A 23,470-nucleotide genomic window follows, 5' to 3' on the forward strand; every position below is an offset into this window, starting at 1 on the left:
CCACTGCGCACCCTCGGTTCACGCCCGAGGCACGCTTTTGGGCGACATGCATTTCTTGTTTGATGCATGTCGTCATCCCAAAACCGCTGCGCACTTTTGGGCGACATGCATCAGGCCGCCAGTGCCGCCTCCGGCGGAAGCTTCGCCCCGGTCATGAAGGCGACGGCGTCGGACATGGTATATTGCTTGGGATCGATGACACAGAGGCGACGGCCCAGCCGATGGATGTGAATACGGTCGGCCACCTCGAAGACATGCGGCATGTTGTGCGAGATCAGCACGATCGGCAGGCCGCGCTTCTTCACATCGAGGATCAGTTCGAGCACGCGGCGGCTCTCCTTGACGCCTAACGCCGCCGTCGGCTCATCCATGATGACCATCTTCGAGCCGAAGGCGGCAGCGCGCGCCACCGCCACGCCCTGGCGTTGGCCGCCCGAGAGCGTTTCCACGGCCTGGCTGATGTTCTGGATGGTCATCAGGCCAAGTTCGGTGAGCTTGTCGCGGGCGCGCTTTTCCATTGCCGGCCGGTCGAGCATGCGCAGCCAGTCGCCGAGAAAACCCGGTTTGCGGATCTCGCGACCGAGGAACATATTGTCGGCGATCGACAGCGCCGGCGACAGCGCCAGGTTCTGGTAGACGGTCTCGATGCCGGCTTCGCGGGCCTCGATGGGCGACTTGAAGAGCACCTGCTTGCCGTCCAACTCGATGACCCCCTCGTCCGGGACAACCGCGCCCGAGATCGCCTTGATCAGCGTCGACTTGCCTGCACCATTGTCGCCGATCACGGCCAGGATTTCTCCCGGATAGAGATCGAAGTCGCAGCTGTTCAGTGCGGTAACGCGGCCGTAGCGCTTGACGAGGCCGCGCGCGGTGAGGATGGGCTCCTGGGTCATGGTTACACCGAAACCTTTCTGATCCACTGGTCGATCGCCACGGCGCCGATGATCAGCACACCGGTGAGCAGCACTTTCCATTGCGGATCGGCGCCCAGCATGTTGAGGCCCATCGAAACGACGCCGACGATCATCGCGCCGAACAGCGTGCCCAGGATAGAGCCGCGCCCGCCGAAGAGGGAAATGCCGCCGATCACCGTCGCGGTGATCGCCTGCAAATTGTAGTCGGTGACGGCGGCGGATGGCGAGATCGAGCCGTTGCGGCCGATGGAGACCCAGGCAGCGAAAGCGGCGATCAGCCCGGCAAGGGTGTAGACCGAGATCAGCACCTTCTTGGTCTGGATGCCCGACAGTTTGGCCGCCTCCGGATCGTCGCCGACGGCGTAGACATGGCGCCCCCAGGCCGTGTGATTGAGCACGTACCACAGGATCAGCACCAGCACGACCATGGCAATGACGCCGAACGTCAGCACCGCCGTGCCGACCTTGAAGTTCAGACCGAACAGATGCAGCAGCGGCGCCTGGACGTCGACATCGGCGTCGCGGATCGTCTCATTGGCCGAATAGATGAAGTTGGTGGCCATGACGATGTTCCAGGTGCCGAGCGTGACGATGAAGGGCGGCAGCTTCATGTAGGCGACGAGCAGGCCATTGAGCAGCCCGCAGGCCGAGCCGGCGGCAAGCCCGATCACCACGGCAAGCAAGGTCGGCAGGCCATAGGTGACGGCGCAATTGCCCATGATCACGGCCGAAATCACCATGATCACGCCGATTGACAAGTCGATGCCGGCTGTAAGGATGACCAGCGTCTGTGCGGCGCCTAGAATACCGACGATGGCGATCTGCTGCAGGATCAGCGTCAGCGTGTAGGACGAAAAGAACCGTCCTCCGATCGTGACGCCGAAGACAGCGATCGACAGAACCAGCACGATCAGCGGCACCGCAGCCGGAGTGGAATGCAGGAAATGCTGGATGCGCTTGACGATCGACGTGCCGTGCTCGTCAAAAGCAGCAACGCTTGCGTCGCTGTTCGAGAGAGCTTTCTCGTATTCCTGAACCTGAGCCATGTTTTCTCCCGTGGGGCTTCAGCCACGCGCCGACGCCCGTCCACTGTTTCCGATCTGCCGCCGGAATTGTTCGCGCTTGCGATTACCGCATCGTCCACCCGAAACGGCCGGGGATCAAGCCCGGCCGATCGGTTCTGTTGCCTGTCAGACCGGCATCAGCCCCAGCACTTGGCGAGGCCTTCCTTGGTGTCGATGGACTTCACGCCCTCTGCGGGCTTGTCGGTCACGAGGTTGACGCCCGTGTCGAAGAAATCCTTGCCTTCGGTCGGCTTGGGCTTCGTCCCGTCCTTGGCGAAAGCGGCGATCGCTTCGATGCCGAGTGCCGCCATCTGCAGCGGATATTGCTGTGAGGTCGCACCGATCACGCCCTCGGCGACCGACTTCACGCCGGGGCAGCCGCCGTCAACCGACACGATCAGCACGTTGCCTTCGAGACCCACGGCCTTGAGCGCCTGGTAGGCGCCGACAGCTGCCGGCTCGTTGATGGTGTGGATGACGTTGATGCCGGGGTCCTTCTGGAGAAGGTTCTCCATCGCCTTGCGGCCGCCTTCCTCGTTGCCGTTGGTGACGTCGTGGCCGACGATGCGCGGATCGTCCTCATCGCCGATCTTGTTGGGGTCCTTCACGTCGATGCCGTAGCCCATCATGAAGCCCTGGTCGCGCAGCACGTCGACCGTCGGCTGCGAGGGCGTCAGGTCGAGGAAGCCGATCCTGGCATCCTTCGCCTTGTCGCCGAGCGTCGCGGCGGCCCACGCGCCAATCAGCTTGCCGGCCTCCAGATTGTCGGTCGCGAAGGTCGCATCGGCGGCGTCGAGCGGATCAAGCGGCGTGTCCAGCGCGATCACGAGCAGACCGGCGTCACGTGCCTTCTTCACCGCCGGGACGATGCCCTTGGTATCCGACGCGGTGATCAGGATGCCCTTGGCGCCGTCGGCGATGCAGCTTTCGATCGCCGCGACCTGGCTCTCGCTGTCGCCGTCGATCTTGCCAGCGTAGGCTTTGAGCTCGACGCCGAGTTCTTTGGCCTTGGCGGACGCGCCTTCCTTCATCTTGACGAAGAACGGGTTGGTGTCGGTCTTGGTGATCAGGCAAGCTCCGACATCGGCGGCGGACGCAGCCGAGGTGAACGCCATCAGGCCCAGTCCGGCCGCGGCAAACACGGTGGATTTTAGCAGTGTTGTTTTGGTCACGATTTCCTCCCAGTGGAACCATTTCGGATGCCGGCCACCCGGCGTCCGCATAAGCATCCAGACGACTTTCCCAGCGTGGACGCCTGCCCCAACAGAATACCAGACCGAGGCTCCTGTCAATAATTAAATCACTCTTATTTATTATTGACAGCGCTGCATCGTTCACTCATTCTGGCTCAAAAGGATTGAGGGGAAAAGACGAGAGGAACAGGGGTGGAGACCGGCATTACAAGGCACGGTTCGCCCGAGGCAGCCGAGAGCCGCATTCACCGCGGCACCAACCAGAGCGGCATGCGGGATCACAATGAGCGGCTGGTGCTGTCGCTGGTGCGTCAGCACGGCAGCCTGGCCAAGTCCGACATTGCGCGCATGACCGGGCTTTCGGCCCAGACGGTTTCCGTCATCATGCGCGAGCTCGAGCAGGACAACCTCCTTGTCCGCCAGGCGCCGCTGCGCGGCAAGATCGGCCAGCCTTCCATTCCGATGGCGCTCAATCCCGATGGCGCCTTTTTCATCGGCCTGAAGATCGGCCGTCGCAGCGCCGAACTCGTGCTGATCGACTTTCTCGGCAATGTGCGCTCGATGCTGCAGCATTCCTACCGCTATCCGGCACCAGGCGAGACGGTCGAATTCGTCACCTCCGGCATGAAGACGATGCGCGGCGAACTCACCCCGGCGCAGGACAAGCGCATTGCCGGACTTGGCATCGCCATGCCGTTCGAATTGTGGAACTGGGCCGATACGGCAGGTGCGCCGCGCGACGTCATGGACGAATGGCGCCACCGAGACATCCGCGCCGACATCCAGGCGCAGTGCGAATTCCCGGTCTACCTGCAAAATGACGCCACCTCGGCTTGCGGCGCCGAGCTGGTGTTCGGCAAGGCGGGTGCGGCGCGCGACTTCGTCTATTTCTATATCGGCGCCTTCGCCGGCGGCGGCATCGTGCTGAACGGTCACCTTTTCGGCGGACCGACCGGCAATGCCGGCGCGCTGGGTTCGATGCCGGTGCCCGGACCGGACGGCAAGCCGACCCAATTGATCGACGTGGCGTCGATCGCCATGCTGGAAAAGGCGCTCAACGCGCGCGGCGTCGAAGCCTCACATCTGTGGACGTCACCGGAGGATTGGGGCGAGATCGGCGTCGAGCTCGACGACTGGATCGCCTGCGCCTCGCAGGCGCTCGCCTATGCTATCGTGGCGGCGTCCTCGGTTATCGATTTCGAGGCAGCGGTGATCGACGGATGGATGCCGAAGGCTGTGCGGCGCCGGCTCGTCGATGCCGTTATCGAAGCCATCGGCAAGATCGACGGTGAAGGCCTGAAGCTTCCGGACGTTCGCGAGGGGACTGTCGGCATTCATGCACGTGCCCTGGGCGGGGCCAGCCTGCCGCTTTCCGAGCGCTTCCTCATCGGCTCGACCACGATTTCCAGGAGTGCCTGAATGCTGATCGGAATCCCGGCCCTGCTCGGCCCGGAGCTGCTGGCGATGCTGCGTGCCATGGGCCATGGCGACGAGATCGCCCTTGTTGACGGAAACTACCCGGCGAAGGAACAGGCACACCGGCTCATCCGCGCCGACGGTCATCATCTTGTTCCGATGCTCGACGCTGTTCTCAGCCTATTGCCTGTCGATGACGCAGTACCGGAGGCGCTGTTTCGCGCCTCGGTCAAAGGCGATCCCATGCTTGCCGATCCCGTTCATCACGAAATGGAGGCGATCTGCGCCACGCGTGCTCCGGGCCGCAAGGTGGTTGCGCTTGCCGGCGCCGACTTCTATTTACGGGTTAGATCCGCGCACGCGATCGTCGCGACAAGCGAGCCGCGGCTTTACGCCAACATCATCATCCGCAAGGGTGTGATCTATCCGCCGGAGAACAGGAAATCATGATCCTCTGTTGCGGCGAAGCCCTGATCGACATGCTGCCACGCACCACGACAGAGGGCGAGCCGGCCTTTGCCCCCTATGTCGGCGGCGCGGTCTTCAACACGGCAATAGCGCTTGGCCGGCTGGGAGCACCCGCCGGTTTCTTTTCCGGCCTGTCGACGGATCTGTTCGGCAGCCAGTTCGAGGACGCGCTGAGGGCAAGCCAGGTCAGTTCCAACTATGCGCACACGTCGCCCCGGCCGACCACGCTCGCCTTCGTGCGGCTGGACAACGGCCAGGCGACCTACACGTTCTACGATGAAAACACAGCCGGACGCATGCTGACCATCGACGATCTGCCAAAACTCGGCAGCGAGATCGAAGCCATGCTGTTCGGCGCCATCAGCCTGATCTCGGAGCCGGCCGGATCGGCCTACGAGGAATTCATGCGGCGCGAGCACAGCCACCGCGTCATGATGCTCGACCCCAACATTCGGCCCAATTTCATCCCGGACAAAGCCAAGCATCTCAGGCGCATCCGCTCGATGATGGCCATGGCCGACATCGTGAAGCTGTCGGATGAGGACCTCGACTGGTTCGGCGAAGCCGGCTCGCACGAGGACGTCGTGCGCAACTGGCTGGATCGCGGTCCGACGCTGATCGTCGTCACCCATGGCAGCGAAGGCGCCGTCGGCTATACGAGAGATCACAAGGTCACGGTCGTGCCGGACAAGGTCGAGGTGGTCGATACGGTCGGCGCCGGCGACACCTTCAACGCCGGCATCCTGGCCTCGCTGCACGAGCAAGGCCTGCTGTCGAAGGAGGCAATCGCCAATCTGCCGGAAGACGCCATCCACAAGGCTCTGGCGCTCGGCGCCAAGGCTGCGGCGGTGACCGTGTCGCGGGCCGGCGCCAATCCGCCCTGGCGGCATGAAATCGCCTGATTGGACGGCGATGCGCTGAAGACGCGCTGGAAATCGATCACTTTATGTTTCGCCGAGCCGAGCGCGTGCGACACAAGGGCCGTCTCGTGCGCAACAAAGCCCCGGATTTCCGGCGTCCGACGGGGACCTGTCGGAATCAGGGGTAACAGGCTGCGACATTTGAGCAATTCGCGGTTTCGTTCGTGCAGCTTTCTCGGCTGGCGCAACTCTGCTACCAGCGGCCATTCTCTAGCTAATACCGTTTTGAGGCCGACATGCAGTTCATCGATCTTGGCGCGCAGCGCGAACGAATCCGCGACAGGCTGAAAGCAGCCATCGACCGCGTCGTCGACGAGGGACGTTACATTCTCGGCCCCCAGGTTGCCGAATTCGAAAACAAGCTCGCCGCCTATATCGGCACCAAGCATGTCGTAGCCTGCGCCAACGGCACCGACGCACTGCTGCTACCGCTGTTTGCGGCCGGCATCGGTCCAGGTGACGCGGTGTTCGTGCCGAGCTTCACCTTCGCCGCCACGGCGGAAGTGGTGGCGCTGGCCAAGGCCGAGCCGGTTTTCGTCGATGTCGATCCGCAGACCTACAACATCGACATCGCCAGTCTCGAAGCCGCCATCGCCATGATCAAGGCGGAAGGCCGGCTGAAGCCAAGGGCGATCATTCCCGTCGACCTGTTCGGGCTCGCCGCCGATTACGAGGCGATCATGGCCATCGCCAACCGCGAAGGGCTGATGGTGATCGAAGATGCCGCGCAGGCGATCGGCGGCTCGATCGACGGCAAGATGTTAGGTTCGTTCGGCGCGGTCGGCTCGACCAGCTTCTACCCGGCAAAACCGCTCGGCTGCTATGGCGACGGCGGCGCGATGTTCACCAATGACGATGCGCTGGCCGAACAGCTCCGCTCGTTCGCCTTCCACGGCAAGGGCGAAACCCAATATGACAATGTCCGCGTCGGCATCAATTCGCGGCTCGATACGCTGCAGGCGGCGATCCTGATCGAGAAGCTGGCCATTCTCGAAGACGAGATGGTTGCCCGGCAAGCGGTCGCCAATCGGTATGCCGAAGGCCTCGGCGACATCGTCAACGCGGCGCGCAACCCGGAAGGCAGCCGTTCGGCCTGGGCGCAATATGCCATCGAGACGCCGAAGCGCGACGGGCTGAAGGCACATCTCGGCGAAAAAGGCATCCCGTCAGTGATCTATTACGTGAAGCCGCTGCACAGCCAGATCGCCTACCGCGACTATCCGCGCACGCCGACAGGCCTGGCCGTTTCGGAGGGGCTGCCGAAGCGTATCCTATGCCTGCCCATGCACCCCTATCTGAGCGAGGCCGACCAGGACCGGATCATCGAGACGATCCGCAACTATATCGGCTCGAATTCGGCGCAAATCGCCGCGGCGTAAGCGCGTAATCTCCCCCCTTGAGGGGGAGATGGCCGGCAGGCCAGAGGGGGTCGCCACGCGTGAAGCGCCGACTTTCCCTCTTTCGTTTCCATATGCGTCGCACCTGCTGAGGCGACCCCCTCTGTCGCCTTCGGCGACATCTCCCCCTCAAGGGGGGAGATTACTGGCCCGCGCTCTTCCCGCTGGCGACGAAATGCGGATTGGCGAAGTCCACGTCATCGCTCTGGTTGCGCTTGCCGTAGGCCAGCGGCTCACCGTCCAGCGTGCGCGTTATCCCGCCTGCAGCGCGCAGCACCGCGTCACCCGCCGCGGTGTCCCATTCCATGGTGCGGCCGAAGCGCGGATAGACGTCGGCCTCGGCGCCGGCGACAAGACAGAATTTCAGCGACGAGCCGACCGAGACGATCTCGGCAGCGCCCACCGTGCGAATATAGGCTTCGGTCTCCGGCGTATTGTGGGACCGGCTGGCGACGACGGTCAGTGGCGCCACACCCGCCCTCACCGAGATCGGCCGACGGCCGATGATCTGGTAGTCACCATTGACATCGATTGCTTCCGCGCTGCCCGGTCGGCCGGAAAAGAAGCGTCCGGTGCATGGCGCGAAGACGACACCGATCTCCGGCACGCCGTGGCGAACGAGCGCGATGTTGACGGTGAAGTCGGTCCTGCGATTGACGAATTCCTTGGTGCCGTCGAGTGGATCCACCAGGAAGAAGGCGTCGTCGAGATCGGGAGGCACGATGCCGGCCGATGCCTCTTCCTCAGCCACGCAAGGGATATCGGGGAACGCCGCGCGCAGCCCGTCGAGAATGATCTTTTCGCTCTCGCGATCGGCCTCGGTCACCGGCGAGGCGTCTGATTTCTGGTCGACCGCGCAGCCGGCATCGAAGACGCGCATCACCTCTCGCCCCGCCGCCAAGGCAAGGCGCTCGAACACGCCGAGCATCGCTTCGTCGTCAGATGCCGCCGCCGCTATCATATTGGTTTTCGGCAATGTCGCGCTCGTTAAGCCAGAGTTCCAGGGCCTCTACCATCTCCTCGGCAGACTTGCCGAGTGTCTTGAGATGGATTTCGGGCTTTTCCGGGACTTCATACGGTGAATCGACGCCGGTGAAATTTTTGATTTCGCCATTCAACGCCCGCGCATAAAGGCCCTTCGGATCGCGTCTGGCGCATTCCTCAAAAGGTGTGTCGACAAACACCTCGACGAACTCACCATTGGTCATCAATTCCCTGGCCATGCGCCGCTCGGCGCTGAAGGGCGAAATGAAGGAAACAATGACGATCAGCCCGGCATCGGCCATCAGGCGCGCCACTTCCGCAACGCGACGAATGTTTTCGACACGGTCGGCGTCGGTGAAGCCAAGATCGCGGTTGAGGCCATGGCGGACATTATCGCCATCCAGGATGTAGGTATGCCGGCCGGTGGCGAACAGCTTCTTCTCGAAAAGGTTGGCGATGGTCGACTTGCCCGAGCCCGAGAGCCCGGTGAACCAGAACACGGCAGGTCGCTGGTTCTTCAGATCGGCGCGGCCGTGCTTGCCGACATCGAGCGATTGCCAGTGGATGTTTTCGGCGCGGCGCAGCGAATGCAGGATCATGCCGGCGCCGACCGTGGCGTTGGTGATGCGGTCGATCAGGATGAAGGCGCCGGTCGTGCGGTTCTCGGCGAACGTATCGAAGGCGATCGGCGCCCGCGTCGAGATATTGCAAATGCCGACCTCGTTCATTTCGAGCGACTTGGCCGCCTCATGAGCAAAGTCGTTGACGTTGACGCGGTATTTCAGCTCGGTGACGGTGGCGCTGGTCTGATCGGTCTCGGTCCGCAGGATATAGGAGCGGCCCGGCAGCAGCGCGTGCTCGTCGAACCAGACGATGTTGGCGGCGAACTGATCGGCGACCTGCGGCCGCGCCGACGGCGACACCAGCATATTGCCGCGCGAGACCTCAACCTCGTCGTCGAGAACAAGAGTGATGGCCTGGCCGGCCACCGCTTGGCTCAGATCGCCGCCATGCGAGACGATGCGCCTGACATGAGAAGACTTGCCGGATTTGGCGACAACGACCTCGTCGCCTGGTGAGACGGAGCCGGACGCAATCGTGCCGGCAAAACCGCGAAAATCGAGATTGGGGCGGTTCACATACTGCACCGGAAAACGCAACGGCAGTTCGACAACGGCTTCATCGACCGACACGGCTTCCAGATGCTCGATCAGCGTCGGGCCGGAATACCACGTCGTCTCGTCCGAGCGGCTGGTGACGTTGTCGCCGTAACGGGCAGACATCGGGATGGGCACAATCGTCTCGAAGCCGAGCTTGTGCGAAAACTGCCTGAAATCCTCGATGATCCGTTCGAACACGGCCTTGTCGAAGCCGACGAGATCGAACTTGTTGACGGCCAGGACGATGTGCCGGATGCCCAGCAGCGAGGCGATGATCGAATGGCGCCTGGTCTGGCGCAGCACGCCCTGCCGGGCGTCGATCAGCACGATGGCAAGATCGGCGGTCGATGCGCCCGTCGCCATGTTGCGCGTGTATTGTTCGTGGCCGGGCGTGTCGGCAACGATGAATTTGCGTTTCGACGTGGCGAAGAAGCGATAGGCGACATCGATGGTGATGCCCTGCTCGCGCTCGGCCTCGAGGCCATCGACCAGCAGCGCGAAATCGACATCGTCGCCCGTCGTCCCGTGCTTGCGCGAATCACGCTCGAGCGCGGCAAGCTGGTCCTCGAAAATCTGCTTGGTATCCGAAAGCAGGCGCCCGATCAGCGTCGACTTGCCGTCGTCCACCGAACCGCAGGTCAGGAAGCGCAGTAGCGACTTTTGTTCCTGCACCGCCAGATAGTCACGAATGCCATCGGTGGGCGCGAGGCTCTCGGCCGTGATGTGGCGCATGCTCAGAAATACCCCTCGCGCTTCTTCTTTTCCATCGAGCCGGCTTCATCACGGTCGATCAGGCGGCCCTGCCGTTCGGAGGTGCGCGCCGTCAGCATTTCGCCGACAATGGCCTCCAGCGTATCGGCGTCGGATTCGATCGCGCCGGTCAGCGGATAGCAGCCGAGCGTGCGAAACCGCACCAGCCGGTTCTCCACCGTCTCGCCGGGACGCAGTTCCATACGGTCGTCATCCTTCAGAATGAGCATGCCGTCGCGTTCGACGACCGGTCGCTCCTTGGCGAAATAGAGCGGCACGATCGGGATGTCTTCCTGGAGAATGTACTGCCAGATATCGAGTTCGGTCCAGTTCGATAACGGAAACACCCGGATCGACTCACCGGTCGCGATGCGGGTGTTGAATATCTTCCACATCTCCGGCCGCTGGTTCTTCGGATCCCAGACGTGCTGGGCGTTGCGGAAGGAGAATATCCGCTCCTTGGCGCGCGATTTCTCCTCGTCGCGCCGCGCCCCGCCGAAGGCTGCATCGAAGCCGTATTTGTCGAGCGCCTGCCGCAGCGCCACGGTCTTCATCACATGCGTATGGGTGTTCGAGCCATGGTCGAAGGGATTGATGTTGTCGCGTACGCCGTCTTCGTTGACATGCACCAGGAGATCGAAGCCGAGCTTTTGCGCCATCTGATCGCGAAACGCGATCATTTCGCGGAATTTCCAGGTCGTGTCGACGTGGAGAAAGGGAAAGGGCGGCTTGGCCGGATAAAACGCCTTCATCGCAAGATGCATCAGCACGGAGGAATCCTTGCCGACCGAATAGAGCATAACCGGCTTGGCGAAGGCCGCCGCTACCTCGCGAAAGACATGGATGGATTCAGCCTCAAGCCGCTGAAGGTGCGTAAGCGCGATGTTCATGGACTGTAAGCGTTCTCTCGTGCCAATCCAGACCTTGCATCGATGCATCAGGCGCAATTTTCAGCGGCCCGGTTCAAGCTTCACTTCTGGACAATGTGTCTTCGTGCGGGCCTTCTAGCAGATCGCTATCGTTTATAACAATGCAAGACAGGCCTGCCCTGGAGTGGTTCGGGAATGAATTTTCCACGTAAGAACCAGAAACCGGAAATTCCTGCTCAACGGGCTAATGGGCTTGCCCAAGAAAATTATTCCGAGATCAGCCTGTGCGGCGCTGGGACAATCGCAATCCTCTTCTGGACACAGTCCTGATGATCTTCCTGGTTTCCGCGACATATCCCGGGTCAGGACGCTACCCCCTGCAGCTGATGGAAGAGCGGAGCCGTCGCCGAGAGGCGCTACGACGAAGCTCCGATCGGAACAAACAACTTGTCACCGTTGTGGTCGATCTCGATCAATTCGTTCTTCTGGGCCGAACGGCCTGCAAATCCTTTGTGGAAGATAATGGCGTTCATAAAGGCGAACGTCATTGCAAGCGCCTCGGTCCGCAATGGATAATCGACGAGTGAATGGATGAGGAGAAAAGACACCGAGAGAAACGCCGCCTTTTGAAGGGGATCGCGGCGAACTTTAGTAAGCGCCATAAAAAGCATTATGAAATAAAGCGCCATCCACAGAACAGCAAGAGCTCCGCCTTCGAAAGCTATTTCAAGATACTCATTGTGAGCATGATTTACATATTGCTTAAAAATCATCTCTTCCTTTTCGTATATCTGGTAGGCCTTTTGAAAATTTCCAAACCCAACGCCGGTTGCCCAATTCTCTTTGATCCCCTCAATGGTGGTGCGAGCAAACTCTCCTCGCCCGAAAGCTGGATCAATCGCGTCGGCATCGATCTTCGCCCAAGCGCCTATCGTATAGACCGAAAGACCTACGAAAACGGCAAGGATGCTGACCCGACTCACCCTGGAACGCGCTGAAAGAAAGACTATGGACAGTACGGTGATCGCCAATCCGATCAGAACGCCGGCACGCGAACCGGTGGCCAAAAGGAGCAGCAAAAGCGTGACCAGCCCGAGCGATCCGGACAAGAGATGTCCCCGGAACAGACCGTAATAAGCGACGAAGGGGATAGAAACAAAAAGTAATGCCGCAAAATGATTCTGGTTGGCAAAAAGCCCAGCATTGATCGTGAAAGGCAACAATCCCTTTATGGCGATGTCATCTGAGAGCGAATATTGAATCGCGCCTGCCAAGCCGTTGCAGATAACACCCAAAAAAAAGAACGGCAGAAGTGCTTGGACCTGCTCGACGCGCAAACGCAATACGCTCAAAAAAAACGCCGCCAACGCCACCAGATACAACAGACATTCGATCGTCCGTCCAACGCCGACACTGACGAACCGAAATCGGGTTTCTCCAACAAGCCCGGAATCTGCGAGCAACGGCTCCGGTCGCAATCCGCTGAATATCGCCGCAGGCAGCGGAACAATTTGCAAAATCACCAGCGCCACAGCGAACACAAGCAGCCACAGAACAGAACGGGGGATTCTTTGGCTAGAGGTCTGTGAAAAGACCGCCGCTGCCGAGACAACTGCCGCGACCTCAATCAGCGTGTCCGTGTAAAGGCCGCTTGCAGTGCCACCGCCGATCAGCAGCGATATAAACAGGACCGATCCGAGGAGATATTTATCCCATTCCGATGGCCGGTCGCTCAAGATGAAAGTCTCTCGATGCTCAATTTGTGCATTACCAACGTGCCGACATATCGAAAGCGCCAACTCTCGGCAATGGCGGCAGTTTCCAGCTTCAATAGTTGCATGGGGCACCCAGTCGGTCCAACCGAAAACTCCAGACTGAGCGCCTGACGATTGTATGTACCCTCCGGAATATTGAACCGCGCTATTTCGCTGGCCAGCCCCACACACCTGATCGACCAAAATAATCCCTTCGGAAGCTTCAGGTTTCTTGCAGAAGCAAGCAAGGAAATCTTGTACGAACCAGGAGGCAGTTCGATATACTGCGAAAGAGCTGCATGCTTGACCGGGGTATTCAAGAACCGGACAGTCGCCCCACCCTCGCCTTCGACGGAATCGTTCGATGTTGAAAACGCAATTTCCAGGCCCGACTGATCATGGATTTGCCAATCGAAAGGCTTGCCGCTCCGCACCGCCGGTTCAAAGGTACTGTTGAAAATATACCCGCCCAACGTCCGTTCCTGATCTGACAGACTGAAAAGGAACAACCGATACGCCCGTTCATATTCCTTTTGACCAATGTACCCTTTGATCACAGCGGACACTTCGCTCGAGTTTGGTGGTGCACTTGATGCGGTCAAATCGAGTAGCAACCGATTTGCGAAATCGAGCCCGGCGGGGGTTCTGCCCAGCGAAGCCAACAGATTGGCTCTCCAGGGCGCCGCGGCCCTGATGGCTGCCAGCACAGCCTGGTATCCATCGGGGTTCGAGAGGATTGTCGGCAGCCCCTCGGCGATTTCAGGAAATTGATCTGGCCATCGCCGCAGCAAAATGTCGATCTCGCCGACGGCCTTTGAAAGATCGCCTGTTTCGATCGAGCGGCCTATCGACCTCTGGAGCGCGTGGATTTCAGTCTTGGATAATTTTCGAGCTTGATCGAAAAATTCGTAGGCCTGGTTTTTTGCACCCTGTCGGAACTTGATCTCGCCGATCAGGCTGTAGAGACGTGCGTCCGCAAGGTCAAAGCGAAGCGCGCTTTCGGCCTTGGCAAGCAATGCGTCGAGATCGGGAGCGTTGCTCGTATCGTTCAGGTCGTCGGTAATCTCGCCTATCAAGGCATTGACGTTCAACGGGTCCAGCGCGAGGGAAACGGTTGGCGTTTCGGTTTCAAGAAATCGACTTAGCCCGATCGACGAAGCCGCCAACGCTAGAACGGATGCGACGAACCAAACGCTTGAACGCCGGAGATTTTGCATAAGCGGGCTGGTCTGCTCCATCATCGACTTTGCCCTCAATTTTTGCGGTACTCGTGCCGTAGTCGTAATACTGATAGTTCATGTATTTGTAGGCATAGTTGTAATCGAACTTGTTCACTGCAAACTTCGACATCGCAGCTCCGACCACATTCGCGCCGGCAGCTCGCAGGCGCTTCAACGCCGTCTTCGCCGACTTGCGTGTCACCTGATTGGTAGAGATGACCATCAATGTGCCCTCGGCAAGCCGGCTGAGAATGGGGGCATCTGAAAGACCAACGATCGGCGGGGCATCGATTATGACAAGATCGAAGCGCTTGCCGAGATTGGTTATGATCAGCGCCATCTTCGGCGAAGAGAGCAGGTCCGCGGGGTTCGGTGGGATCGTTCCGGAGGTCAGAACAGTTACATTTGGGTATTTCGTCGCCCTGAAGATGCTTGCAAGATCTTCCTTGCGAACGGTGTTCGTCAGGAGATTGCTCAGTCCGATTGTGTTGTCGAGACCAAAAAGCCGATGAAGATTGGGCTTTCGCAGATCGCCGTCGACAATGAGAACCCTCGCACCGAGCGCGGCAAAATCCTGCCCGAGCTTGAACGACGTGGTCGACTTGCCTTCCGAGGGTTCCGAACTCGTGACCAGCAGTGATCGCGGCGCACCTTCGGCGCCGGAGAACTGCAATGACGTTCGAAGCGAACGGTAGGCTTCGGACAGTCCTGATTTCTGATCGGCGATGCTGGCTATGAGTTCCCGGTCATCGACAAGCGGCAAGATGCCGAGCATAGCCAATCCCAATTCCTTTTCGACCTGCTCAGGATTGGTGAAGGTGTTGTTCAACAACTCGATGATATAGATAATTGACGCGCTCAGAGCCATGAAAAGAACCAGAGCGATCGCAAGATTGATGGTCAAGCGTGGAGAATAAGGGGCATTGGGCAGTGTTGCAAAATCGACGATCGCGGCACTTTGTGTCTTGAGCTCGGAGCTGACGCCAACTTCGTTCAGTTTGGCAATAAGATTGTCATACTGGGACCGATTCGAATCGACTTCTCGTTTCAAGATCGTGTATTTGATGTTTTTATCGTTGAAGATAACCTGCTGCATCTCCATCTCGGCAAGCTTTGACTTAAGGTCGGCCTCCTTGTTCTGAGCCTCCTGGTATTTCTGCCTCAGCGAATCAGTTATAGTCAAAACGCCATTGTTATAAAGCCGCTGCAGCTCCTTGATCTGCGCCTGAAGCTGCTGCATCTCTGGGAAGCCAGGCTTCAATATGCCCAACTTCTGCTGATACTGGCTGGTTAAATCCGACAGTTTGTCGGTGATCTTCTGCAGACCTTCGCTCTCCAAGACCGGGCCGAGGCTCGACCCGCGACCTTTGTCTATCTGGTCCACCATTCGTCCGGCATCGAGACGTTCCTGGATTGCTGTCGCGAGCGCCGTGTTCAAGGCCTCGATGTTCGACCCTATCAGCGATTTCTCGTCGCCGGTTATCGTGATGCCTACATCCTTTGCATAGGCGACGAGTTCCTCCTCTGACTTCTGAAGCTTTTGCTTTACCTGCAAAACCTGTTCCTGGATGAATTGCCGTGCAAGGTCCGAGGTTTCGCTGGTCTGATCGAGGCGCTGATCGATAAAACTTTGCGCGACTTGATTGGCTATATCAGTTGCATATTTCGGTTTCTGGTCGGCAAACGTAATCGACAGCAGGCTTGTGTTGGTAACCAGAGTGACCTTGAGATCATCTAAGACGCGCTTGATCGCAATTTCCTCACGTTCCTCTGGGGTCTTCTCCTCTATTGAGGGCGATTTGGAAATTCCGAACGCACGATAGAAAATATTGCTAGGCGAGAAATTCGGGGTCGGAAACAGGAAATCCGGCTTTTCGCTAAGCCCTAGTTGGAACACTACGCGCTGCGCCAAAGCCCGGCTTTTCAGCTTTTCCCGGGCGGTTTGAAAGGCCCGCATGTCGCTGGTTTCAGAGACCACCTCAATGTCCTGGAAGATCTTGGCCGAAGGAACCAGCACTTCCAATTGCGCTGTTGCCCGGTATTTTGGCGTCTGCATCATGGTAACGATGACGCCAGCGACAAGCCCGCCAGCCGCCAGCATGACGATCAGCCACCGATACTGGACAACGTAAAAAAACAGTTTGAGTGGATTGAAGCCCTCGTCCTGCTCCGTGTGATCGCGACCGTACGAGCTATAGTTTTGCGCACCGTCATAATACAGGTCGGCAGACAAGGCCTGGCCATGCCCTGGGCCTGCAATTTGATGCTGTCTATTGCGATCGAGCATTGTGCGTAGCAATCCTAGGTTTGTCTGTATCCTGAATTCTGACAGGCAATGATTATATTCCCGGGATCACCGCAATTCGGGCTGCACTCGAGGCGACGCCGAGGGCGTCCTTGAGGTTGTTCATAGCAATTTTCGATTTCGAGGCGAAGACGACAATCTTGTCGCCACCATAGATGCGTGGATTGCGGCTCTTTCCGGCGCGAATCTGCTCCACATTGTAATTTGCGACCAAAGTATTTTGACCGATATTGCGATAGACAAAGACTTTTCCCGCATCGCCAACGGGATTGAACCCTCCAGCGAGGGCGATCGCATCGATGAGGGAAGAATTGCTCGACACCGGAAAAATACCGGCTCTGGTGACTTCACCGTCGACGGTAATGCGCTGTCCAATCGATTCTTTGACGTAGACCGATACATCGGGCGACTGCAGATAGTTTGCGCCGTAGGCCGTTTCGATTTCCTGCTCCAGCTGACGGACGGTCTTCCCTGCCGCGGTCACTGTCCCGATAAGTGGAAGCGAAATTTGCCCGCCGGCGTCGACTTGAACGGTTCTGTTCAGATTGTCGACCTGGAACACATTCACCTCGAGCACATCGTTCGGAGACAAAGGCTGCTCGTTGCCGTTCTGGCTGTTTTGCAGCGCAGGCAGTTCCTTTACGACATGCAGGGCACCGCCGCCCGAGAGCGGCGCCGACGATGACGTCAGTTGCAGCGCATCGACCGAAGTCGGCGAAGAGGATGTTGTTGACGGGGTGCTCGTGCAGGCGGACATCGTGAGCGAAGCGAGCAAGACACATATCGTGCCAGTATAGCTTTTTGCGAAATGAAAAACGCCCATTACGCGGTCCCACCCTTCAACAAGCGACCCAATCCTGCGAAGCGACCGACGTTGCCGGGGCTTGCCTTCTTCGAGCCTGCCTTACCGACCGGCTCGAGAGTCCGATTCGCCAATATTTCGCTTGGACGTTTCAACACCATGTTGCGGGCCTCATCTTCCCCACATCGCTTCGCGGCAGCGGCGACTGCCTGCGAAAGCCCAGGACGCCGGCGGGTGGTGCCATGGGTGTCCGATGCGATAATATCTACCCTACCTTCGTCAATCAGCTTTTCCGAATAGTAAAGCGCGGTGCGTCCAAAAGCACCAACAATCGAGTCTGCCGTAAGCTGAATAAGACAGCCGATTGCATTCAACCTCTCGACAACATCGTAATTCGTCTTGATCCAGGTCAGCCGCTCAGGATGGGTAAGAATCGGAATGAACCCGGCGTTTATGAGGCGCAGAGCAAGATCTTCCAGTCTTGGCGGCAGAACGTGATGCGGCGGTTCGAATAGAAAATAGCGAGATCTGTTCAAGGTCGGCACGCTACCTAGCGCCAATTGCTCCGGCAGATCCGGCGCTATATGCACGTCGGCGCCAACGTAAAGAACAAGCGGTATTGCGGCGCGACGTAGCGCTTGTTCCAACTCTTGAACCGCTTGACCAATATTTGCTGATCCGTTTTCGTACATGCCTGGCACGATATGCGGCGTACACGCCATGTGGGTCGTTCCATCGGCCACTGCCAGCCGCGCCATTTCCAGCGATTCCGCAAGACTGGGCGAGCCATCATCAAGACCGGGCAAGATGTGGGAATGCAGGTCGATCATTGGCGTTTGTGGCCACATTGAAGCAACGTAGCAACTTCTCCCGGATAACAGGTAAATGCGCCATCCGCACGATAGCGAATGACGCATCCATCAAGTCCATGCAGTGCGGTAGAACTCAAGCTATTCGCTGACAGCGCTATCGTCATCTTGCAAGCTAATGATCAGCGTTGCCGCGCCACCTGTCACAGTGCCACCTGGTCGAAGTCGGACGAGACGAATCGTCCAAGACGAAGCGCATTCAGCTTCAACTCAAATAATAGAGCGGTATGGTTGACGAATTCCATCAATATCCCGACTCCAGCCTGCGCGCCAAGGCCAAGGCACAGAGGCGCCGGCAATACAATACGGCAGAGGCAGTCACATGGCCTCTGCCGTATTCTTAACTACGCCTAACGGCTGACAGCGTCGCCGTCATCCTGTGTTGCAGAAAGAACACCAGCCGTGCCGGCCACGCCCCCAAAAATAAAGAGCGGAAGGCGGGAATTGGCGGCCGCGCCCGGGGCAATCTGCCCCGTATGCTCAGAGCTAACGGCGGCGGCCGTCTGCTCGGAGCCCACGACCTTCAGGCAGATATTGTTCTCGACACGCGAAATGTCGAGGCTTGAATTCGCCGGCACATCCAGGTTGCAGCCACCGACATTGACGGAAGCCGATCCCCTGGCACCGACCACTACGCGGCTGCCGAAATCCAGAGCATTTCCCGCCTTGGCCGGGCCATAGCCGGCGGCTTGCGAAACCATTACGTCGCCATTGGCGCGCCCGATGGAACCGATCGAATTCGCCGCTCCCTGGTAAGGGGTCGTACAGGTGCATGACGTGGCCTGAGCGAAAGATGAAACCGGGCCGAAACCGATCGAGGCGACAAATCCGGCTAACGCACTTTTAACTATAACGTTCATTCGTTTCGATCCTTTTTGCCCCGCCGCACCTCGGCCCCGCCCAGGCACCAAGGTATTGACCAAGCGCGTAACAGCTTTTTGCTTTGATTCCAACCTGCTTCGCATTTGCGAGATGACTTTTAGGCTTCCGCTGTGTTTCATTGGACACACTCAACTGGCAGATTTTGGATTTAGCATTTTCGCTGCCGGCCCCTCTGGAAATTGTCGGAAAGTCAAGTCTATTTCGTGGGCTTTGATGGCCGCCATCGCGCCGTGCTTCGTACAGGGATTATGGTCGGCTCTGTTTGACGTTATCGCTCATCCTGCCTTTCGTTTTATGACACGCGATTCGAGGGAATGACGGACGCGAGGGCCGTTGGCGAAGCCGTGAGCTACGAACCCGATAAGCAAGATTTGTAGGTCGAACCCGCCTGCGCGGGCTGTCCGCACAAGCGGCCTATTTCAATCAAGCGATTTTCTATTCCGCCTTACCGCCCTACCGCCCGGAAATCGGAATCGGTTTTCCAGAAAGGGTCATGCGCAGAGTCAAAAAGTTAGAGCGTCTTTGCGTGTCCAAACGGACGCTCGGCGCTCCTACCGAGGCTCGCCGACGGTGCTGTCGAGATATTGGGTCAGAGCACAGACCAGATGGTAGAAGATACTTGCCGGCACATCGGTTGCCAGCGAGCGGCCCCGCTCGTCGATCCGGTCTATCCACAGGCCGAGTGGTGCCGGATTGATGTGCCAACGGAACAGGCGACCGACACGCGCTTCGATCTCAGGCTTGAGGTCGGGGCCACCTGAACCGTCCAGTGCAATCGCCGCCTTGATTGCTTCGGCCTGCGGCCAGCTGCGCGAGACAAGGTCGAGCGGCAGGCCTTGCCGCGAGACGGCGCCATAGGCAAGGCCGGTGGCGCGATTGAGGCCATTGGCGATGGCCGAGGCATAGAGCTTTCTGGCAAAGCCGGTCAGGTCACTTTGGCCGCTGCGCCCGGTGAAGTCGACCAGCAGCGAGGCCCATTCGAAATGGTGGCCGGGTTCTGTCCATGTACCTTTCTCGCCCTCCGCCGGCCTCCACTCGGCATCGAAATATTCGCCCAGCGTCCAGCTTTCCGGATCGAAGAAATGGCTGCGAAACAGATCGACGATGCGCGCAGCGCGGCGAAGATAGGCGAGCTCGCCCGTCGCTTGATGCCAGGCCAGAAAAGCCTCGAGCAGATGCATGTGCGGGTTAGAACGGCGTTCGCCCGCGCCGCTCGACGTTTCGAGAAAGCCGGTCATGCGGTGATCCTCGAGATGCGCGTCGAGAAACGAAAACGTTTCTTCGGCAAGCCGTAATGCATCAGGATTGCCGACCATATGAGCATGCGCCAGCGCCAGGAGCACGCAGGAATGATCGTAGGCATCCTCGGTGGGGTCGGCGACCGTGCCGTCGACATTGAGCGTGCGCACCCAGCCGCCATTGTCGGTGCGGCCGTTCCTGGCCATGAATTCGAGGCCGTGGCTGATCAACCGGTCGGCAGGCCCGTCCCAGCCGCGCGCCTTGGCGACAGCGAAGGCGTAGACTTGCCTGGCCATGGTGCGCATGCGCTTGGGCTTCTTCAGCGGTGTGGCGTCAAAACCGAGCGCCTCGTGGAAGCCGCCATGGCGCTCATCGACCCCGACCGTGGACCACAGCGGCACCGTCTCTTCGAACAGCCAGTGATGAACACGGCGCCGCCAGGCGCCGCTTTCGATCACACGGTCGTCGGCGGGCGTGAACCTGGTTTCCAGCCGGCCGCTCTTTTCGAGCTGCTCGACGATCTTCTTGACGTTCTGGCTGCGGCTGACCGGGGCGACGAAGGTGGCATCGGCGGTCGAGACGATGGCAACGTCCCTCAAGCCGATGGCAGAGAGCAAGCGACTGTCGCTACGGATGTAGGAGTTCTCGCAGTCGATGGCGACGACATCGCCGACAATGACGTTGCCGTCATTGTCGGACGGACCGACATCTAGCAGTGATTGCCATGAACCGAGATCGTTCCAACGGAAGCCGGCCGGCACCATGGCGATGTCGCTGGCGCGCTCCATGATCGCATAGTCGATCGACGTCGACGGAATGGCGGCGTAGAGTTCCAGAGGCATGTAGAGACCGGAAAGATCTGACGTCGCCGCCTGATAGGCAAGTTCGGTGGCCTTCCAGATCTCGGGCTCGAAAGCCGTGAAGGCGTCGCGCATGGCGCTGGCGCGAAACAGGAAGATGCCGGTGTTCCAGTAGAAATTGCCGGCCGCCAAATAGCTCTGCGCAGTTGCGAGGTCTGGTTTCTCGACGAAACGCGAGACATCGTAGATGCCATCCTTCTCGTCGGCGACCTCGATATAGCCGTAGCCGGTCTCCGGCTGGCCAGGCTTGATGCCGAACACCACCAGGCGGCCGGCGCGCGCCGCGCCGGTGCCGTTTTCCACGCTCTGCCAGAATTGCCGTGAGGTCGTGATCTCATGATCGGACGGCACCACCAGCACCAGGCTGTCGCCAAATTCGGACAAGGTGCGCAGCGTCGCCAAGGCGACGGCGGCGGCGGTGTTGCGGCCGGTCGGCTCGAACAACGGGCCGCCGCCGGAAAGGTCGAGGCCGGCGAGGTCGGCATGGACGCGGTCGGCGTGCCGCTCCGAGGCGATCAGGAAGACCGGCGTTTCGCCCTTCGGCCGCGCCGTCAGCCGGCGCAGCGTCTTGACCAGCATCGAACCATCGCCCGAAAAATCATGAAACTGCTTGGGATTGTCCTCGCGCGACAGCGGCCACAGCCGTGAGCCAACGCCGCCGCTCATGACAAAACTGACGATCCGCTCGGTCATTGGGTGACACCTCTGACATTTTCGAACAAAGCAAGGAGCGCTGCCGCGTAGTCCCGGCGGCGCATCTGTTGCCGACTTTGCAGCACGGCGACACTGTCGCGGGCCAAGCGTGGGCGCTGCCCGGCTTCGAACAGACGCTGCGCCAGCGCTTCCGCACTATCGGGTGCGAAGAAGAGCGATTCCGGCGCCTGCTCGCGATGCAGTGGAATGTCGGACAGCAGCATCGGCGTGCCCAGCGACTTCGCTTCCTCGACCGTGGTTGACCACCCCTCGAAGTGCGAAGGGTTCAGGAGATAGTCCGCGGCACCGATCAGGGCGACGACATCGTCATAGGGAATCAATCCGAGATGTCGAAAATGGCTTCCGAGCCGGTGCGTTTCCGCAAGCTCCATCAGGCGCTTGAACAATGTCGGGTCGCGCGGATCGGTGGTGCGCCCCGTGAGGATTATCGGCGGCAAGGAGCCCAGCGCCCCGATTTGGTCTATATGTTTCAACGCCTCTATCACCAGCCTATGGTTCTTATGGATTCAAAACTGGTTGAGAGGAAGAAAAAACGCACGGGCAGACCATGCGCCTGGCGCGCGTCGACGTTGCCGGCCACGACGACCGGCTTCTTTGTTTTAAGGGCAGGGATGAAATCTCGCGATGTCAGCAGAGGTACCTGTGGTGTCATCCTGATCGACGGCCCAACTACTATCAGGACTAGTTGGCGACAGCTTCGTGGAGGGATGTTTGCGTGCGCCGGCCATAGGCGATCATCCTCGATGCCTTTTGAGCCGGCTTTTCGACGAAATACCACAAGGCAAAAGCGGCAGCGAAGGACGCCACCATTCCAACGGCGATCGCCAGCAATGGAGAACCGGGGAACAGCCGATCGGACAGCTTCACGAACCTGACCCCGACCGGGATGTGGGTCAGATAGAGGGAATAGGAGATGGTTCCGATCGCGCTGAAGAAAGCCGCAGCGGGAATCTTGGAAAGGGCAATTGCCCCAGCGCCCAAGAGGCAGACGACGGCGGTTGGGACGCTCAGCGTCCAGCCGATCACCGCGCAAAGGGCCAGCAACCCAATGCAGAACGTGTTCAGATCGACCCGCTTCGTCGCGTGGAGGAACGTGATGATTCCGGCTCCAAACACGCTGAGATGCGCCGGCAGGAATTGGGAGTAGTCTGCACCGATTACGGATAGGGTAGCGAACCCGCAAAGCATGGCGAGCCCTGTGCTCCGACTGCTGATCAGGAGCGGAAAGAGCAGCCCGATCACAAGGTAGTATTGGAACTCGATTGCGAGCGTCCAGAACACCGAACAGAGCCACGACTGACCGACGAAGGCGTTCACATAGCCGATATGCACGAGAACGTTCGTGACTGTGTAGGGCTCATGCGTTGCGTTGAGTTGAGGGAAATGAGCGAGCGCCACACCGCTGGCAATGATGAAAGCAATGGTCACGAAGTAGGGCGGTTCGAGCCGAACCAGTCGTCTGGCAAGAAAGCGAAAATAGCCGTTGAGTTCATGGCCGGCGCGGTCCATTGAGTACGGTACAATAAACCCGGAAATTAGGAAAAAGAGTGGGACGCCTAAGCGGCCGTAACCCCACCCGTCGTTCCCGTCGGTGACGCCAGCGGCGACGACGATATGGAACACGCACACCGTGAGGGCCGCGATGCCTCGAAGCGCATCAATTGTCCGGTTCCGCATTCATCCCCCGAAA

19 protein-coding genes are annotated in these 23,470 nt (G+C 59.4%); 4 read left to right on the top strand and 15 right to left on the bottom strand.

What is annotated here, in order from left to right; translation table 11 throughout:
* Nucleotides 1-110 precede the first annotated feature (110 nt).
* From AC0NIE_RS28775 to AC0NIE_RS28785, 3 genes are all read right to left on the bottom strand, one after another.
* Nucleotides 111-893, bottom strand: coding sequence for an ATP-binding cassette domain-containing protein (locus AC0NIE_RS28775; RefSeq protein WP_292187661.1), 783 nt, complete (start codon nucleotides 891-893; stop codon nucleotides 111-113).
* A gap of 2 nt (nucleotides 894-895) precedes the next feature.
* Nucleotides 896-1,960, bottom strand: a complete 1,065-nt coding sequence (locus AC0NIE_RS28780) for an ABC transporter permease (RefSeq protein ID WP_473484679.1) — start codon at nucleotides 1,958-1,960, stop codon at nucleotides 896-898.
* A gap of 155 nt (nucleotides 1,961-2,115) precedes the next feature.
* The gene (locus AC0NIE_RS28785; RefSeq protein WP_473485129.1) at nucleotides 2,116-3,093 is read right to left on the bottom strand and encodes a substrate-binding domain-containing protein; all 978 of its coding nucleotides are present in this window, start codon (nucleotides 3,091-3,093) and stop codon (nucleotides 2,116-2,118) included.
* 270 nt (nucleotides 3,094-3,363) lie between these two features.
* On the opposite strand from AC0NIE_RS28785, the gene AC0NIE_RS28790 reads away from it, so the two are divergent.
* The 4 genes from AC0NIE_RS28790 to AC0NIE_RS28805 all read left to right on the top strand — a co-directional run bounded on the left by AC0NIE_RS28790 (nucleotide 3,364) and on the right by AC0NIE_RS28805 (nucleotide 7,354).
* Complete coding sequence (locus AC0NIE_RS28790) at nucleotides 3,364-4,590, top strand: ROK family transcriptional regulator (RefSeq protein ID WP_473484676.1); 1,227 nt, start codon at nucleotides 3,364-3,366, stop codon at nucleotides 4,588-4,590.
* The gene (locus AC0NIE_RS28795) at nucleotides 4,591-5,037 is read left to right on the top strand and encodes an RbsD/FucU family protein (RefSeq protein WP_473484673.1); all 447 of its coding nucleotides are present in this window, start codon (nucleotides 4,591-4,593) and stop codon (nucleotides 5,035-5,037) included.
* On the top strand, nucleotides 5,034-5,957 hold the full coding sequence (locus tag AC0NIE_RS28800; RefSeq protein WP_473484671.1) for a carbohydrate kinase family protein: 924 nt from the start codon (nucleotides 5,034-5,036) through the stop codon (nucleotides 5,955-5,957). The genes AC0NIE_RS28795 and AC0NIE_RS28800 overlap by 4 nt, the downstream gene beginning before the upstream one ends.
* A gap of 254 nt (nucleotides 5,958-6,211) precedes the next feature.
* Nucleotides 6,212-7,354, top strand: coding sequence for a DegT/DnrJ/EryC1/StrS family aminotransferase (locus tag AC0NIE_RS28805; RefSeq protein WP_473484668.1), 1,143 nt, complete (start codon nucleotides 6,212-6,214; stop codon nucleotides 7,352-7,354).
* 160 nt (nucleotides 7,355-7,514) lie between these two features.
* On the opposite strand, the gene cysQ is transcribed toward AC0NIE_RS28805, so the two are convergent.
* The 12 genes from cysQ to AC0NIE_RS28865 all read right to left on the bottom strand — a co-directional run bounded on the left by cysQ (nucleotide 7,515) and on the right by AC0NIE_RS28865 (nucleotide 23,457).
* Nucleotides 7,515-8,300 (bottom strand): 3'(2'),5'-bisphosphate nucleotidase CysQ, encoded by a 786-nt coding sequence (gene cysQ, locus AC0NIE_RS28810; RefSeq protein ID WP_473485128.1) that lies wholly within the window; start codon nucleotides 8,298-8,300, stop codon nucleotides 7,515-7,517.
* Nucleotides 8,301-8,310: 10 nt separating this feature from the next.
* Nucleotides 8,311-10,248, bottom strand: a complete 1,938-nt coding sequence (gene cysN, locus AC0NIE_RS28815) for a sulfate adenylyltransferase subunit CysN (protein WP_473484666.1) — start codon at nucleotides 10,246-10,248, stop codon at nucleotides 8,311-8,313.
* A 2-nt stretch (nucleotides 10,249-10,250) separates the two neighbouring features.
* Complete coding sequence (gene cysD / locus AC0NIE_RS28820) at nucleotides 10,251-11,156, bottom strand: sulfate adenylyltransferase subunit CysD (RefSeq protein WP_123147159.1); 906 nt, start codon at nucleotides 11,154-11,156, stop codon at nucleotides 10,251-10,253.
* A 395-nt stretch (nucleotides 11,157-11,551) separates the two neighbouring features.
* A complete protein-coding gene (locus AC0NIE_RS28825) occupies nucleotides 11,552-12,871 on the bottom strand; it encodes an O-antigen ligase family protein (RefSeq protein WP_473484664.1) in 1,320 nt (439 codons plus the stop codon).
* Nucleotides 12,868-14,130 (bottom strand): tetratricopeptide repeat protein, encoded by a 1,263-nt coding sequence (locus AC0NIE_RS28830; protein WP_473484661.1) that lies wholly within the window; start codon nucleotides 14,128-14,130, stop codon nucleotides 12,868-12,870. Before AC0NIE_RS28830 ends, AC0NIE_RS28825 begins: the two co-directional genes overlap by 4 nt.
* Complete coding sequence (locus tag AC0NIE_RS28835) at nucleotides 14,018-16,396, bottom strand: GumC family protein (RefSeq protein ID WP_473484658.1); 2,379 nt, start codon at nucleotides 16,394-16,396, stop codon at nucleotides 14,018-14,020. Before AC0NIE_RS28835 ends, AC0NIE_RS28830 begins: the two co-directional genes overlap by 113 nt.
* A 52-nt stretch (nucleotides 16,397-16,448) precedes the next feature.
* Complete coding sequence (locus AC0NIE_RS28840; protein ID WP_473484655.1) at nucleotides 16,449-17,237, bottom strand: polysaccharide biosynthesis/export family protein; 789 nt, start codon at nucleotides 17,235-17,237, stop codon at nucleotides 16,449-16,451.
* The gene (locus tag AC0NIE_RS28845) at nucleotides 17,237-18,046 is read right to left on the bottom strand and encodes a tyrosine-protein phosphatase (RefSeq protein ID WP_473484652.1); all 810 of its coding nucleotides are present in this window, start codon (nucleotides 18,044-18,046) and stop codon (nucleotides 17,237-17,239) included. The genes AC0NIE_RS28840 and AC0NIE_RS28845 overlap by 1 nt, the downstream gene beginning before the upstream one ends.
* A gap of 389 nt (nucleotides 18,047-18,435) precedes the next feature.
* Nucleotides 18,436-19,086 carry a hypothetical protein gene (locus AC0NIE_RS28850; protein WP_473484650.1) on the bottom strand — a complete coding sequence of 217 codons (651 nt, stop codon included), beginning with the start codon at nucleotides 19,084-19,086 and terminating at the stop codon, nucleotides 18,436-18,438.
* Between the two features lie 432 nt (nucleotides 19,087-19,518).
* Entirely contained in the window at nucleotides 19,519-21,759 is a 2,241-nt protein-coding gene (locus AC0NIE_RS28855) for a mannose-1-phosphate guanylyltransferase/mannose-6-phosphate isomerase (RefSeq protein ID WP_473484648.1), read from the bottom strand.
* Nucleotides 21,756-22,286, bottom strand: a complete 531-nt coding sequence (locus AC0NIE_RS28860) for a glycosyltransferase (protein ID WP_473485127.1) — start codon at nucleotides 22,284-22,286, stop codon at nucleotides 21,756-21,758. Before AC0NIE_RS28860 ends, AC0NIE_RS28855 begins: the two co-directional genes overlap by 4 nt.
* Before the next feature lie 175 nt (nucleotides 22,287-22,461).
* The gene (locus AC0NIE_RS28865; RefSeq protein ID WP_473484645.1) at nucleotides 22,462-23,457 is read right to left on the bottom strand and encodes an acyltransferase family protein; all 996 of its coding nucleotides are present in this window, start codon (nucleotides 23,455-23,457) and stop codon (nucleotides 22,462-22,464) included.
* Between the last annotated feature and the right edge of the window lie 13 nt (nucleotides 23,458-23,470).

The sequence above is a fragment of the Mesorhizobium sp. WSM4842 genome, assembly GCF_055901575.1.